Genomic DNA, 12967 nt, shown 5'->3' with positions numbered 1-12967 from the left:
TAGGGTTGGCGGATGGTGAGTGTGCCGGATCCGGGTGTGGTGTATCCGATGGCTGGGGTTGAGCGGGTGGTGTTGCTCGGGGCCTTGGTGGAGTCGGAGCTGGTCGAGGTGGGGGACTACTCGTACTACGACGACCCGGTCCGGCGCCCCGACGAGATCGGTGATGGTCTGCAACCCGGGCAGCGGCCCACCGGACAACCAGATAGCCGGATAGCCCAGCTGCTCAGCGGCAGCGGCGGCCTCCAGTGAATGCGGGCTGCTGTCCAGCCCGGTCGCGATCCCGAACGGCCCGAACTCAAGACTCGTCATGCCGGATGGCAACCCACCGGCAGCCACCCGTATTCCGCAGTACCGGCGACTGCGCGACGTAGTAGCGGCGGAGGGCGCAACGCAGTACCGGCAGGCGGCGCGACGCGGTACCGGTGGCCCCGGATTCTGGGGAAGGGCCCTCGATCCCGTACACTCTTGGCTGGTTCCCCGCGTGGCGGTATCTCGCCCAACTCCCCCAGGGCCGGAAGGCAGCAAGGGTAAGTGAGCTCTTCCGGGTGCGCGGGGAATCCTTATGTCCGGACCCCCCTCGTGGGCTCCGACGTGGCGGCTCCGACCCGCGAAATAAGCTGGGGTCGACGATCCACCGCCTACGAGGGAGTCCGATGAGCGAGCTCGACCGCCGGTACCTGCAGGAACTGATCATCGGCGAGCTCGGGGTGACACCCTCGTTCGACGCTGAGCTCGAGATCGAGCGGCGGATCCATTTCCTGGCCGACCAGCTGCGCGGCTCCGGCGCCTCGGCGTACGTGCTCGGCATCTCCGGCGGCGTCGACTCCAGTACTGCGGGCCGCCTCTGCCAGCTCGCCGTCGAGCGGGTCCGCGCGGACGGCGGCAACGCCAGCTTCATCGCGATGCGGCTGCCGTACGGCGTACAGGCCGACGAGGACGATGCGCAGCGGGCGCTCGAGTTCATCCGCCCGGACGAGACGCTCACGGTGGACGTCAAGCCGGCCACGGACGCGCTGGTCGAGTCGGTCCGGCATTCGGGTCTGGGCGACCGCGCCGACTTCCACACCGGCAACGTGAAGGCCCGGCAGCGGATGATCGCGCAGTACGCCGTCGCGGGTGCGCGCGGCGGGCTGGTGGTCGGGACGGATCACGCGGCGGAGGCGGTGATGGGGTTCTTCACGAAGTCCGGCGATGGCGCGTGCGACCTGACGCCGCTCGCCGGGCTGACCAAGCGGCGGGTCCGCGCGGTGGGATCACGGCTCGGCGCGTCCGACCTGATCACCGGCAAGGTGCCGACCGCCGACCTGGAGACCGCCAACCCGGGACTGCCCGACGAGCTGGTCCTGGGCGTGACGTACGACGAGATCGACGACTTCCTCGAAGGCAAACCGATCAGCGACAAGTCCGCCGAAACGATCATCGGCTACCACCGCCGCACCATCCACAAGCGCGCGGTCCCGATCGCCCCCTGATCCCCGGACGTCCACCACATGCCAACCCCTCCCGCGCACCGGATCGCACGCCTGGCCACGGTGTAGCGCGGCCTTCCGGCGCTGCTTGGAAGGTGATGGCGCTCCGGCCAACCGCGTGTGACGGGCGGAAGTGCGCCTACGGTGGTTGGACACGCGATCTCTGGAGGGGCTGATGGTCGACTTCTCGCTCAGTGAGGAACAGCGGGCGATTCGTGAGACGACGCGGGAGTTCGTCCGCAAGGAGCTGATGCCGCTGGAGAACGAGGTCCTCAAGCGGGAGCGGGAAGGGCTGATCGGGGTCGAGCCGGAGGTCATCAAGGCGCTGCGGCTGAAGGCGAAGTCGTTCGGGTTCTGGGGATTGAGTACGCCGGCCGAGTACGGCGGGATGGACGTGTCGGCGGTCGACCAGGTGCTGATCACGAGTGAGCTCGGGCGGACCTTCGTGCCGTTCTCGTTCGGTGGCGAGGCCGACAACATCCTCTACGAAAGCAATGAGGCGCAGCGTGCGGAGTACTTGCTGCCGACCATTTCCGGTGAGCGCCGGTCGTGTTTCGCGATCACCGAACCGGGCGCCGGCTCCGACACGCGGGCGATCCGGACCACCGCCCGCCGCGACGGTGACGAGTGGGTGATCCGGGGCGAGAAGACCTTCATCACCGGAGGAAACGAAGCCGACTTCGCGATCGTCATCGCCGTCACCGATGCGGAGAAGGGTTCGAAGGGCGGCTTCACCGCGTTCCTGGTGGACCGAGACCGGGGCTGGACCTCGGACCCGATCATCACGATGGGACAGGCAGTCCCGGCGACGCTCAACTTCGACGACGTCCGCGTCCCGCAGGATCATGTGCTCGGCGAGATCGGCCAGGGCTACGAGCTGGCGATGCGCTGGATCATGAAGGGCCGGTTCCTCATCCCGGCTCGTGGCATCGGCGCCTGCGAACGGCTGCTCCAGTTGGCGATCGAGCACGCCACCACCCGGCAGACCTTCGGCACCCCGATCGGTGACAACCAGGCGATCCAGTGGATGATCGCCGACTCCGAGGTCGAACTGGAGGCGGCCCGCTGGCTCGTCCTGTACGCCGCCTGGGCCGTCGACCAGGGCCGCTCGCCCCAGCACGACAGCGCGATCGCCAAGCTCTACGGCACCAACACTGTCAACCGGATCGCCGACCGGGTGCTCCAGATCCACGGTGGCATGGGCTACACCAAGGAGCTCCCGATCGAGCGCTGGTTCCGCGAGTTCCGGCTTTGGCGCATCTTCGAAGGCACTGACGAGATGCAGCGCCTGATCATCTCCCGCGACCTACTCCGCGGCTACCGCAAACCAGGCGCCCACTTCAACTGACCTCAGTTGTCGAGCAGTACTGCGTCCATCCGCGTGCGCCGGCGGTTGCGGAGCCAGTGGCCGAGCGTGATCAGGCCGAAGCCGACTGCGTAGATCGTGCTGGTGAAGGCCAGGTAGCCCAACGAGCCGGACAGGTCCGGATCCGCGGGGAAGGCTTCTGTGGAGCCCTTGGCCCACTCCATCACCAGGTTGGCGGTCTGGAAGGTGAAGACCTGCGCGAACAGGATCGCGTACGTCAGATAGGCGGCCAGCCGATTGCGGACGAGGAGCCCGAGGGGCAGCGCGACGAGGACAGTGAGAATGGCGATCATGGTGATCCCTCCCGAAGCTGGTTGAGACTCCAAGGTCGCCCGTCGCACCCCTGGCTTGCATCGAGGCCTGCGCTGATTCAGCGGGCACCTTGGCCGCGGTCGGATCTGATGGCCGCACTGGGTGTGGTGGCGTGGCCCTGGCAGCTGACTGGGTTCCTGGCGCTGCTGCTGGTCTTTCCCGACGGACTGCTCCCGGGCCGCCGCTGGAAGCTAGTGGCGGTAGGCGTGCCAGTGTCGGCGCTAGTGGTGGGTGTAGTGATGACCATGGACTATGCGGTTCCCCGCTACTTCACGACGCCTGTACTCGTGCCGCAGCCCATCTGGATGCCGCTGATGATCAGTGCGCTTGGCCTGCTGCTGGCGGTGGTCGTTGCCTGCGGCGCCAGTGTCGTACTGCGCTATCGCCGCGGTGGCGAGCGTACGCAGCAACAGTTGCGCTGGCTGATCCTGGCCACGGGGATCGTGGTGGTTCTGATGGTGGCGAGCTGGATCGTCACCTCCTTCGAACTAGTCGGCCCGGAGGCGTACTTTGGCTTCCTGCTCGGGATTCTCGTCCTCGTCCCAGCCGCCGTTGCGATCGCCGTGCTGCGCCACGACCTGTTCGAGATCGACCGGATTCTGAGCGACTCCGTTGCCTGGTTCCTGACCACGCTGATCGCCGCGGCGCTGCTCACGAGTGGAGTCGTGCTGACCGGCTACCTGGCCGGCCGGGACTCCGTGATCGGCCTGACCGGTTCGGTGTTCTTGGTCGCGCTGGTCGTTTTCCCCTTGCACAGAAGGGTTCATTACGCGGTCGGCCGGGTCCTCGACCGGGACCGGACGGTGCTGATCGAGCAGATCGAGTCCTTCGTCGAGCAGGTCCGCGACGGCTCGGCCGAGCCCGAAGAGATCGAGACCGTACTCCGTACCGCCACCCGCGATCCCGAGCTGACTCTGTTGCTGTCGGACCCAGCCGGAACAGGCCTTGTCGATCTGACCGGCGCCGCCCGGACGCCGTCGCCGGAGCGGATCCAGGTGCCGCTGCGGACGGCGAACGCGGACATCGGGATCATCCTGGTCAACCCGGGATCGATGCGCCGCCTGCGCCGGGTGAAGCTGGCCGCGTCCGCTGCCCGGTTGCCGATCGAGGTCAGCCGGCTCCGGATCGGGCTGCGCCGCGCACTGACCGACGTTGCCGAGAGTCGCCGTCGGTTGGTGTCGGCAACCATCGACGAACGACAACGGCTGGAACGGGATCTGCACGACGGCGCGCAGCAGCAACTCGTTGCCATCGGCATGCAGTTGCGCGCCGCGCAGTACAAGCTGGGGATGGATGACCCGGTCTCCGGCGATCTCGAGCTGGCTGTCGAGCGACTCGAGACGACGGTTGGCGAGCTTCGCCGGTTGGCGCACGGCGTACGGCCTGCGAGTCTGGATGACGGTCTGCCCGCGGCCCTGGCTCGGCTCGGGGCAGAGTGCCCGCTGCCGGTCGACTTCGAGGTCGAGGAGACGGCGAGCTCGGAGGTCGTCACGGTGACCGCGTACTTCGTGGTCGTGGAGGCGATGGCCAACATCCTCAAACACGCGCGTGCCTCCCGCATCGGCATCAACGTCGAACGCCACGACGACGGCTTGCGGGTGGCCGTGCGAGACGACGGGATCGGCGGCGTCCCGGCCGATACCGGCCTGACTGCGCTCCGTGACCGCGTCGGCTCAGTTGGCGGGCGGCTCACCGTGACCTGTGGAGCGGCCGGCGGTACGACGATCGAGGCGGTGCTGCCGTGCGCGTCCTGATCGCGGAGGACTCCGCGTTGTTCCGGGAGGGGCTTGCCGGGCTCTTGGTCACGGCCGGCCACACGATCGTAGCGTCGCTGGCCAGCGCGGAAGGTCTGGTGGAGGCGGTCGTCGAGCACGAGCCGGCGGTTGCCGTGATCGACGTACGGATGCCGCCGACGATGACCGACGACGGCGCCGACGCGGCTCGGGAGATTCGGCTACGCCGCCCGAACCAGCCGATCCTGCTGCTGTCACAGCATCTGGAGACTCGCTACTCCGTCCAGCTCGTCTCCACCGGCGCGTTCGGTTACCTGCTCAAGGATCGCGTACTCCGGGTCGAGGACTTCCTGGACGCGCTCGAACGGGTCGCGGCGGGCGGTTCTGCGCTTGACCCCGCGGTTGTCTCGGCGCTGCTCGCTCCCCGTCGCTCGGAGCTGGAACCTTTGTCGCCAAGGGAATTGGAGGTGCTCGGATTGGTTGCCGAGGGCTACTCGAACGCCGCAATCGCGGGCCGGCTCTTTGTCGCCGACCGTACGGTCGAGAGCCACCTGCGCTCGATCTTCCAGAAGCTGTCCCTCGACGAGTCGTCAGCGACGCATCGCCGAGTGCATGCCGTCCTTACTTACCTACGAAACAGCCGCTAGCCGCTCTAGCCGTACGGCGGCGATCCCGCGGTAGGCAGAACGCAGTACTGCGGCCAGTGCGCCTTTGTGCTCGAAGGAGTGCGTGACCAGGCCTTGGTCGATGAGCCAGACGCCGTCCTCGTGGAAGCCCGGGACCTGCCAGGTGATGTCGATCCGTGTCGGGGAGATTGCCGTGTACTCGAGCCAGCCGTTCAGGCCGGGGCGCACGCGCAGCCGGTAGCGCTGGCCGACTACTGGGGTCTTGGGGCCGTCGATGCTGAGGAACGCCTCGTTCCACGACGGCAGGTCCAGCGGGGTTAGTAAGGCTTTGGCGGGCGAGCCGTTGATCTGCAGAGTTGCTTGTTCCATGGGGCTTCACTCCTTCTCGGCAGCGCGTCGCCGGGCCAGGGCCTTGCCAGCAGGGAAGGCGTCGGCCAGCGTGCGCAGGGTGGTGATGGTCTGGGCCACTGGCTGTCCAGTGACGAGTTGGGCGATCGTGTCGTGCAGCTTCTCTTCAACGGCGGCGATGCGCTTGCTGAGCGCCTTGCCCTCGGGGGTGAGGCTCAGCGCGAGGTACCGGCGGTCGTCGGGGTCCGTGTCGCGCTGCACCAGGCCCTGTGCGACCAGGCGATCCACCAAGCGACTGGGGCTGTTGCCGGTCTCACAGACGAGCAACCCGCCGAGTGCGCTCAGGGTGAGGGGCCCGTGGTCGCGCAGTACTCGCAGTACCTCGCCCTGCGACGGTGTCACTCCCAACGGCCGGAGCTCTGCGGCCAGTAGCCGATTGCCCTCCCGCTGGATGGCCAGGATCAAGTACCGGAGCTCTTCTGCAGCCTTCATGAAGCGACAGCCTCCTGCTGCTGCAAGGCGAGGGCTGCGGCGGGGTCATGGGCGGCCAGCACGACCAGGTCGGGGTACAGGTCGCGTAGCTGGTTGACCATGTCGACTGCGCGGTGCAGCTCCTGCTTCTTGCCGACTCCGGGGATCTCGCCGGCTGCCAGCAGCTCCGCGTCGTACGTGAGGTCTCCGACCATCAAGAGCGGTGCGCGGCCGGGGCGGCGTACCAGCATCGACAGGGAGCCTGGTGTGTGGCCGGGGGTCGGTAGCAGTACGAGACTGTCGTCGCCGAACAGGTCGTGTCCCTGGTCGAAGGGACCGATCGGGGACATGCTCTCGAAGTTGATGTGGTCCCAGCGCAGGTCGGGGCGCTCGATGTGGCGCCGCAGATAGCCACGGGCGGCGGGAAGCGGCCGGCGCATCGACTTCCACTCCTCGGCGGCGACGACGATGCGTGCCTTGCTGAGCTCGCCCAGGCCGCCGATGTGGTCCTGGTGCAGATGCGAGAGCACGGCCGTGTGGACATCGCGGATGTCGTGACCGCTCGTCTTGAGCAGCTGGGACAGGGTCTGGTCGGGGGCGATCTCGAAGGTCGCCAGCCGGTCGTAGACGACGCCGTTCAGCCCGCCCGGGAAGTAGTCCGGCTCGGTGACGGAGGCGCGGTCCTGACCGGTGTCGAACAGGACGAGCCCGTCCTGGTGCTCCACGACGTAGACGTTGATCGGCCTGGGCGGGGTCCAGCTCTTCGAGGTCGCGAGCCAGACGTACATGTTCTTGTCCGTCGGGCCGACGTGCTCGGGCCGGATCCGGACGCTCCCGGTGCTGAGGGCACTTACTCCGCTGATCTCCATGGGCAATAGATTACACGACACGTATGTCGTGTCAACTAATGGCGTGGGTTCATGTTGAGTGCACTCGCGGGTCGGTGTGCGGTCATGGCCAAGCTGACATCGGTGCTGGCACAGTGTCTGCATGAAGGGACTCATGCAGGACTACCAGCTGTCCTTGGACACGATCTTCCGCCGGGCTGAGGAGTTCTTCCCGGACAAGACCGTCTACACCGGCGGCCCAGCGCCCACCAGGACGACGTACGCGGAATGGGCCGCGCGGACCAGACGGCTGGGCGGTGTGCTCGACACCCTGGGCATCAGCGCGGACGGCCGGGTCGGGACCTTCGCGTGGAACTCCGGCCGCCACCTCGAGCTGTACTTCGCGGCGCCGTGCACCGGGCGGGTCCTGCATACCCTCAACATCAGGCTGTTCCCTGACCAAGTCGTCTACATCGCGAACCATGCCGAGGACGAGGTCGTCTTCGTCGACAGGTCGTTGCTCGGGCTGTTCCTGCCATTGCTCGACCGGCTGCCTCTGGTCCGGCACGTCGTGGTGATGGACGATCTGCCGGCCGGTGCGCCGAGCGTCGAGGTGCCGGATGATCCGCGCTTCCACGACTACGAGGAGCTGCTCGCCGCCGCGGAGCCGGTCGAGTTCCACGTCGAGGACGAGAACCAGGCTGCCGCGATGTGCTACACGAGTGGGACGACGGGCAATCCCAAAGGTGTCGTGTACTCGCACCGATCGACCTGGCTGCACTCGATCGGGGTGCTCACCAACGCCGGGATCGGGCTGCACGAGACCGACACGGTGATGCCGGTGGTGCCGATGTTCCACGCCAACGCGTGGGGTCTGGCGCACGCGTCACCGATGGCCGGGGCGAGCCTGGTCTTCCCCGGGCCGGACATGTCGCCACAGGGCATTCTCAAGCTGCTGAAGGAGCAGGAGGTCACACTGACGGCGGGCGTCCCGACGATCTGGCAGGGCCTGTTGCCGCTGCTGGACGGGGTGGAGCTGCCCAAGCTGCGGCGGATTCCGTGTGGGGGCTCGGCTGTGCCGTTGGCTCTGTCCGAGGCCTTCCGGGAGAAGTTGGGCAAGCCGATTCTGCAGGCGTGGGGCATGACCGAGACCAGCCCGGTGGCTACCGCGGCGCACGTCCCGCTGCGTGACCAGGACCGGCCCGAGGAAGAGCTGGCGACGCTCCGGGCCCGGCAGGGATTGCCGTTGCCTGGTGTCGAGGTGCGGATCGTCGAGCCCGGATCGATCACGCCGTTGCCGTGGGATGACGAGGCGACGGGCGAGCTGCAGGTGCGCGGGCCGTGGATCGCGGCGGAGTACTACCGGCCTGACGAAGGTGTCGAGCTGAACACCGAGGACGGCTGGATGAAGACGGGCGATGTCGCCGCGATCGACCAGTACGGATCAGTGCGACTCGTCGACCGGACGAAGGACCTGGTGAAGTCCGGTGGCGAGTGGATCAGCTCCGTCGAGCTGGAGAACCTGCTGATGGCGCATCCCGCGATCAAGGAGGCGGCCGTGATCGGGGTGCCGCACCCGAAGTGGGACGAGCGGCCGCTGGCGTGCGTAGTACTGCAGGAAGGCGAGGCCGCGACGTCGGAGGAGATCCTTGCCTACCTGGAGCCGTTGGTGGCCAAGTGGTGGCTGCCCGACGCGGTTGAGTTCATCGAAGAGGTACCGAAGACGAGCGTTGGCAAGTTCTCGAAGAAAGACCTGAGAACCCGCTTCGCCGACTACCACCTCAGCTAACCCTCCACCTGAGCCACCCTCGCGGGCTAGCTCGCGAGGGACTCAGACGAGCCCGAGCAGGGGATGACGGCACGCGGGTCACCAAGGCTGTTGAGGCCAACGCGCCCGGTACGAGTGACGGCACCCGGGTCACGCAAGCGGAATACGACTACAAGACGGCGACCAGCCCGTACTTCGCTCGCCCGAAGGCGGCGGCGAAGAGCGGGAGGCGGATGTTCGAGCCGGCCGTCGACGACGACTACAAGGACCTCGAGGACGACGGCACCCCGTCGAAGTTCCCCGACTACTTCGTGCCGCGTGGGTACGCCGTCGTCCTGGTGGACCTCCCCGGAACCCGCGCGTCCGAAGGCTGCCTGACCACCGGCGGTCGCGGTGAGCCCCTCGGTGCGAAAGCCGTGGTCGACTGGATCGGCGGCCGCGCGCAGGCCGTGAACAAGGCCGGTCAAGCGGTTGCCGCGAACTGGAGCACCGGAAAGGTCGGCATGGTCGGCCGCTCCTACCGTGGCACGACTCCCCTCGCGGTCGCGGCCACGGATGTGCCGAACCTGAAGACGATCGTGCCGATCTCCGCAGTCGGCAGCTGGTACGACTACTACATGCGGCACAACGGCGTCGTCCGGCAGGGTGACTGGCGACCACGCCGCGCAAGCTGTGACCGCACTGCTGGTCGACTACGGCCCGGGCGATCACCTGGCCCACGATGCAGACAAGGGTGAGTCCGGCCTGCTCGCCGACGGCGAGCAGTGCATCGGGCGGGGCGATTCCGTCGACACCGGCTGTATCCCGAAGTCGCGCCCGAACGTACGCACCGCGCAGTACGAGATCGTCGCCGAGGGCTGGGCGGACACCGAGCACCGCGAATCCCGCGAGCGGGTCACGCCGGTAGTACCCGGTACGTCGTACGACTTCCGCTGGAAGCTGTCGCCGGAGGACTACGCGTTCAAAGCCGGTCACCGGATCGGCGTGGTGATCGCGGCGACCGAGTGCACCGACCTCTGGTACGCCTGCGAGACCGCCGCAGCCGGTAACCCGCTCTACCCGGCCGCCAAGGTGAACGTGACCCTGGCCGCCAGCTCGATCGGCCTACCGATCGTCCCCGCCGACGCGGGCTGACGAAGACACCTCCTCCCGGGCCAACACCAGCACGGCCAGGCAGGAGGTCCCGCCAGATTGCGGCAGCCACTCCCCGTACTCCGCCGTCCCGCGAGGCTGGTCGTTGCCAACGGCATCGTCCAGTGCCGTTCGAACCAGGGCAGGCTCTCGTCGGTCACGACGCAGCGCACACCCACTTCGCTGAACTCGTCCGCCTCACCGCTGCCGCTGCGCAAGGGTAGTGCCGTCGGTATCGTGGCGTGGGTGCGAGGGATCATCCTGGCCGGTGGCGACGGTACCCGGCTGCATCCATTGACGATGGGTGTCAGCAAGCAGTTGTTGCCGGTGTACGACAAACCGATGATCTACTACCCGCTCTCGACGCTGATCCTGGCCAACATCCGCGAGGTGCTGGTGATCACCCGGCCGGAGGACACCGCGCAGTTCCGGCGATTGCTGGGCGACGGTTCACAGTTCGGGATGGAGATCTCGTACGCCGAGCAGCCCGCCCCCAACGGTCTCGCCCAGGCGTTCCTGATCGGGGAGTCGTTCATCGGCTCGGAGCCCGTCGCGCTCGCGCTCGGCGACAACATCTTCTACGGGCCGGGACTCGGTCTGCACCTGCAACGGTTCAACGACGTGGACGGCGGCGCCATCTTCGCCTATCGGGTCGCGGACCCTTCGGCGTACGGGGTCGTCGAGTTCGACGCGGACGGGCGTGCGCTGAGCATCGAGGAGAAGCCGGCCCGGCCGAAGAGTAAGTACGCCGTACCGGGGCTGTACTTCTACTCCAGTGACGTCGTCGAGGTCGCCAAGGAGATCAAGCCGTCGGCGCGCGGCGAGCTGGAGATCACCGCCATCAACGCCATCTACCTGCAGGACAAGCGATTGCAGGTGGAGGTGCTGCCGCGCGGTACTGCGTGGCTCGACACCGGGACCTTCGACGCACTGATGGCAGCCGGCGAATTCGTCCGGGCCGTCGAGACACGGCAAGGCCAGAAGATCAGCTGCCCGGAGGAGATCGCCTGGCGCCGGGGCTTCATCGACGATGCAGGCCTGCAACGCTGCGCCGACGGACTCACCAAGTCCGGCTACGGCGACTACCTCCTCGGTTTACTCGAGGAGGGCCCGCGCTGAACCTCGCGACGGATTTCTGCCAGCTTCGGAGACGGCCGCAGGCCTACCTTCGTTGAATGCCGAATGACTCCGCTGTCGCCGTCCTGGATCGCTTCTACGCCGCGGAGGCCGAGTACGTCGCAGCCGGCGGACGTGAGCTGGAGACTTCGCTGGTGCAGGTGAACGCGGTCCGGGCCGGTCTGGTGACGGAGTTTCGGACGTACTACTGGGATCCGGCTGCCGTGTCAGCCCTGTTCGACTGAGTCGGCGTGTGCAGCTACGGAGCTGGTCGGAGGGCGGTGGGGAGGATTTGTCGGAGCTCGGCGCTAGGGTTGCCGTCGTGGAAGCACCCCTAGCGTTGTACCGCCGGTATCGCCCGGAGAACTACTCCGAGGTGATCGGGCAGGACCATGTCACCGTTCCGCTGCGGAACGCGCTGAGCAACAACCGGGTGAACCACGCCTATCTGTTCTCCGGTCCGCGCGGCTGTGGCAAGACCACCAGCGCCCGGATCCTGGCACGCGCGATCAACTGCGAGAAGGGCCCGATCGCCGAGCCGTGCGGGGTCTGCAAGTCCTGCACCGACCTGGCCCGCGGCGGTCCCGGCAGCATCGACGTGATCGAGATCGACGCCGCCTCGCACGGTGGTGTCGACGACGCGCGCGACCTGCGCGAGCGGGCCTTCTTCGCGCCGGTCGAGAGCCGCTACAAGATCTACATCATCGACGAGGCGCACATGGTCACCACGCAGGGCTTCAACGCCCTGCTGAAGCTGGTCGAGGAGCCGCCGCCGCACCTGAAGTTCATCTTCGCGACGACCGAGCCCGACAAGGTGATCGGCACGATCCGGTCGCGTACGCATCACTACCCCTTCCGGCTGGTCCCGCCGAAGGCGCTCGCCGACTACATGGCGACCCTTTGCGAGGCCGAGGGCGTCACGATCGAGCCGGCCGCGCTGCCGCTGGTGGTCCGCGCGGGTGCCGGGTCGGTGCGTGACTCGCTGAGCGTGCTCGACCAGCTGATCGGTGGCGCCGACACCGACGGCGTGACGTATCGGTTGGCCGTGCAGCTGCTCGGCTTCACTCCGGATTCGCTGCTCGACGCCTGCGTGGACGGGTTCGCGGCACACGACAGCAAGGCCGTCTTCGAGACGATCGAGAAGGTCATCGAGACCGGGCAGGACCCAAAGCGCTTCGCCGAGGACCTGCTCCGCCGGCTACGCGACCTGGTGATCCTGTCCGCCGTACCGAACGCGGTCGCCTCCGGCCTGATCGAGGCCGCCGAAGATCAGGGCGAGCGACTGCAGACCCAGGCGGCGGGCATCGGCGCAGCCGAACTCACCCGCGCCGCAGACATCGTCGCGGCCGGCCTACTGGAAATGCGCGGCGCAACCGCACCCCGCCTCCAACTAGAACTGATCTGCGCCAAGGTCCTCCTCCCCGGCGCCGACGACTCCACCAACGGCATCCAAGCCCGCCTCGACCGAATGGAACGCCGCCTAACCATCACCGGCGCAGCCGGTACTGCGCCCGCTGGTACTGCGAGCGCGGGCGGCGCTGGCTATAGCCCAGGCATCCCGACCCCAGCCGCCGGTACTGCGCCTGCCGCTGCAGAGCCGTCCGCTCAAGCGCAGCCGCCCGTAGCTCCAACTCACCCAGCCCAACCGACTGCAGTCCACCCGCCGGTCACTGGCCAGGGTCAGGCGCCGGGCCAGGGTCTGCCACAAGGCGAGGGCCAGGCGCCGGGCCAAGCACCAGGCCAGCCGTCGGGGCAAGGCCAAGGACAGGCACTGGGTCAGGCAGCGGGTCGAGACCAAGG

General features: G+C 67.7%; 15 protein-coding genes and 1 other RNA gene. 12 read left to right on the top strand and 4 right to left on the bottom strand.

Annotated elements, in window-relative coordinates:
• The first annotated feature begins 12 nt into the window (after positions 1–12).
• The 4 genes from A3ES_RS0119555 to A3ES_RS0119545 all read left to right on the top strand — a co-directional run bounded on the left by A3ES_RS0119555 (position 13) and on the right by A3ES_RS0119545 (position 2817).
• Entirely contained in the window at positions 13–249 is a 237-nt protein-coding gene (locus A3ES_RS0119555) for a hypothetical protein (protein ID WP_020388534.1), read from the top strand.
• Positions 250–468: 219 nt separating this feature from the next.
• Positions 469–565, top strand: an RNA gene (ffs, locus tag A3ES_RS52155) — signal recognition particle sRNA small type.
• An 88-nt stretch (positions 566–653) separates the two neighbouring features.
• On the top strand, positions 654–1472 hold the full coding sequence (nadE, locus tag A3ES_RS0119550; RefSeq protein ID WP_020388533.1) for an ammonia-dependent NAD(+) synthetase: 819 nt from the start codon (positions 654–656) through the stop codon (positions 1470–1472).
• A gap of 172 nt (positions 1473–1644) precedes the next feature.
• The gene (locus A3ES_RS0119545) at positions 1645–2817 is read left to right on the top strand and encodes an acyl-CoA dehydrogenase family protein (RefSeq protein WP_020388532.1); all 1173 of its coding nucleotides are present in this window, start codon (positions 1645–1647) and stop codon (positions 2815–2817) included.
• 2 nt (positions 2818–2819) lie between these two features.
• Here the strand turns inward: A3ES_RS0119545 and A3ES_RS0119540 are convergent, their stop codons facing one another.
• Complete coding sequence (locus tag A3ES_RS0119540) at positions 2820–3128, bottom strand: hypothetical protein (protein WP_020388531.1); 309 nt, start codon at positions 3126–3128, stop codon at positions 2820–2822.
• Between the two features lie 108 nt (positions 3129–3236).
• Between A3ES_RS0119540 and A3ES_RS0119535 the strand changes: the two genes are divergently transcribed.
• On the top strand, positions 3237–4901 hold the full coding sequence (locus A3ES_RS0119535; protein WP_020388530.1) for a sensor histidine kinase: 1665 nt from the start codon (positions 3237–3239) through the stop codon (positions 4899–4901).
• Positions 4889–5527: a response regulator transcription factor gene (locus tag A3ES_RS0119530; RefSeq protein WP_020388529.1), complete on the top strand. Its 639-nt coding sequence runs from the start codon at positions 4889–4891 to the stop codon at positions 5525–5527. The genes A3ES_RS0119535 and A3ES_RS0119530 overlap by 13 nt, the downstream gene beginning before the upstream one ends.
• Here A3ES_RS0119530 and A3ES_RS0119525 read toward each other — a convergent pair.
• Genes A3ES_RS0119525 through A3ES_RS0119515 form a run of 3 tightly spaced genes read right to left on the bottom strand, consistent with a single transcriptional unit; the run spans position 5510 to position 7194 of the window.
• Positions 5510–5875, bottom strand: a complete 366-nt coding sequence (locus A3ES_RS0119525; RefSeq protein ID WP_020388528.1) for a hypothetical protein — start codon at positions 5873–5875, stop codon at positions 5510–5512. The two genes, A3ES_RS0119530 and A3ES_RS0119525, sit on opposite strands and share 18 nt — an antisense overlap.
• A 6-nt stretch (positions 5876–5881) precedes the next feature.
• Entirely contained in the window at positions 5882–6346 is a 465-nt protein-coding gene (locus tag A3ES_RS0119520; protein WP_020388527.1) for a MarR family winged helix-turn-helix transcriptional regulator, read from the bottom strand.
• On the bottom strand, positions 6343–7194 hold the full coding sequence (locus tag A3ES_RS0119515) for an N-acyl homoserine lactonase family protein (protein WP_020388526.1): 852 nt from the start codon (positions 7192–7194) through the stop codon (positions 6343–6345). The genes A3ES_RS0119520 and A3ES_RS0119515 overlap by 4 nt, the downstream gene beginning before the upstream one ends.
• Positions 7195–7315: 121 nt before the next feature.
• Here A3ES_RS0119515 and A3ES_RS0119510 point away from each other — a divergent pair, with 121 nt between their 5' ends.
• From A3ES_RS0119510 to A3ES_RS47665, 6 genes are all read left to right on the top strand, one after another.
• Complete coding sequence (locus tag A3ES_RS0119510; RefSeq protein ID WP_026163018.1) at positions 7316–8941, top strand: long-chain fatty acid--CoA ligase; 1626 nt, start codon at positions 7316–7318, stop codon at positions 8939–8941.
• A gap of 8 nt (positions 8942–8949) precedes the next feature.
• The gene (locus A3ES_RS0119505; RefSeq protein ID WP_083933545.1) at positions 8950–9657 is read left to right on the top strand and encodes a CocE/NonD family hydrolase; all 708 of its coding nucleotides are present in this window, start codon (positions 8950–8952) and stop codon (positions 9655–9657) included.
• Positions 9566–10054 (top strand): CocE/NonD family hydrolase C-terminal non-catalytic domain-containing protein, encoded by a 489-nt coding sequence (locus A3ES_RS0119500; RefSeq protein WP_083933543.1) that lies wholly within the window; start codon positions 9566–9568, stop codon positions 10052–10054. The genes A3ES_RS0119505 and A3ES_RS0119500 overlap by 92 nt, the downstream gene beginning before the upstream one ends.
• Before the next feature lie 243 nt (positions 10055–10297).
• Positions 10298–11170, top strand: coding sequence for a glucose-1-phosphate thymidylyltransferase RfbA (rfbA, locus tag A3ES_RS0119495; RefSeq protein ID WP_026163017.1), 873 nt, complete (start codon positions 10298–10300; stop codon positions 11168–11170).
• A gap of 56 nt (positions 11171–11226) precedes the next feature.
• Complete coding sequence (locus tag A3ES_RS0119490; protein ID WP_020388521.1) at positions 11227–11412, top strand: hypothetical protein; 186 nt, start codon at positions 11227–11229, stop codon at positions 11410–11412.
• A gap of 77 nt (positions 11413–11489) precedes the next feature.
• The coding region (locus tag A3ES_RS47665; protein ID WP_020388520.1) for a DNA polymerase III subunit gamma and tau at positions 11490–12967 on the top strand (1478 nt) is incomplete at its 3' end.

The organism is Kribbella catacumbae DSM 19601 (genome assembly GCF_000372465.1).
GTDB lineage: Bacteria > Actinomycetota > Actinomycetes > Propionibacteriales > Kribbellaceae > Kribbella > Kribbella catacumbae.
The sequence above is the reverse complement of the archived record's forward strand: the minus strand, read 5'-3'. Positions and strand labels throughout refer to the sequence as shown.

Bases quoted from the DNA above. Each gene is read 5' to 3' on its own strand.
- A3ES_RS0119490 (WP_020388521.1), top strand. From the start codon at position 11,227: ATGCCGAATGACTCCGCTGTCGCCGTCCTGGATCGCTTCTACGCCGCG.
- A3ES_RS0119515 (WP_020388526.1), bottom strand. From the start codon at position 7,194: ATGGAGATCAGCGGAGTAAGTGCCCTCAGCACCGGGAGCGTCCGGATC.
- A3ES_RS0119520 (WP_020388527.1), bottom strand. From the start codon at position 6,346: ATGAAGGCTGCAGAAGAGCTCCGGTACTTGATCCTGGCCATCCAGCGG.
- A3ES_RS0119540 (WP_020388531.1), bottom strand. From the start codon at position 3,128: ATGATCGCCATTCTCACTGTCCTCGTCGCGCTGCCCCTCGGGCTCCTC.
- nadE (WP_020388533.1), top strand. From the start codon at position 654: ATGAGCGAGCTCGACCGCCGGTACCTGCAGGAACTGATCATCGGCGAG.
- A3ES_RS0119535 (WP_020388530.1), top strand. From the start codon at position 3,237: ATGGCCGCACTGGGTGTGGTGGCGTGGCCCTGGCAGCTGACTGGGTTC.
- A3ES_RS0119555 (WP_020388534.1), top strand. From the start codon at position 13: ATGGTGAGTGTGCCGGATCCGGGTGTGGTGTATCCGATGGCTGGGGTT.
- A3ES_RS0119510 (WP_026163018.1), top strand. From the start codon at position 7,316: ATGAAGGGACTCATGCAGGACTACCAGCTGTCCTTGGACACGATCTTC.
- A3ES_RS0119545 (WP_020388532.1), top strand. From the start codon at position 1,645: ATGGTCGACTTCTCGCTCAGTGAGGAACAGCGGGCGATTCGTGAGACG.
- A3ES_RS0119525 (WP_020388528.1), bottom strand. From the start codon at position 5,875: ATGGAACAAGCAACTCTGCAGATCAACGGCTCGCCCGCCAAAGCCTTA.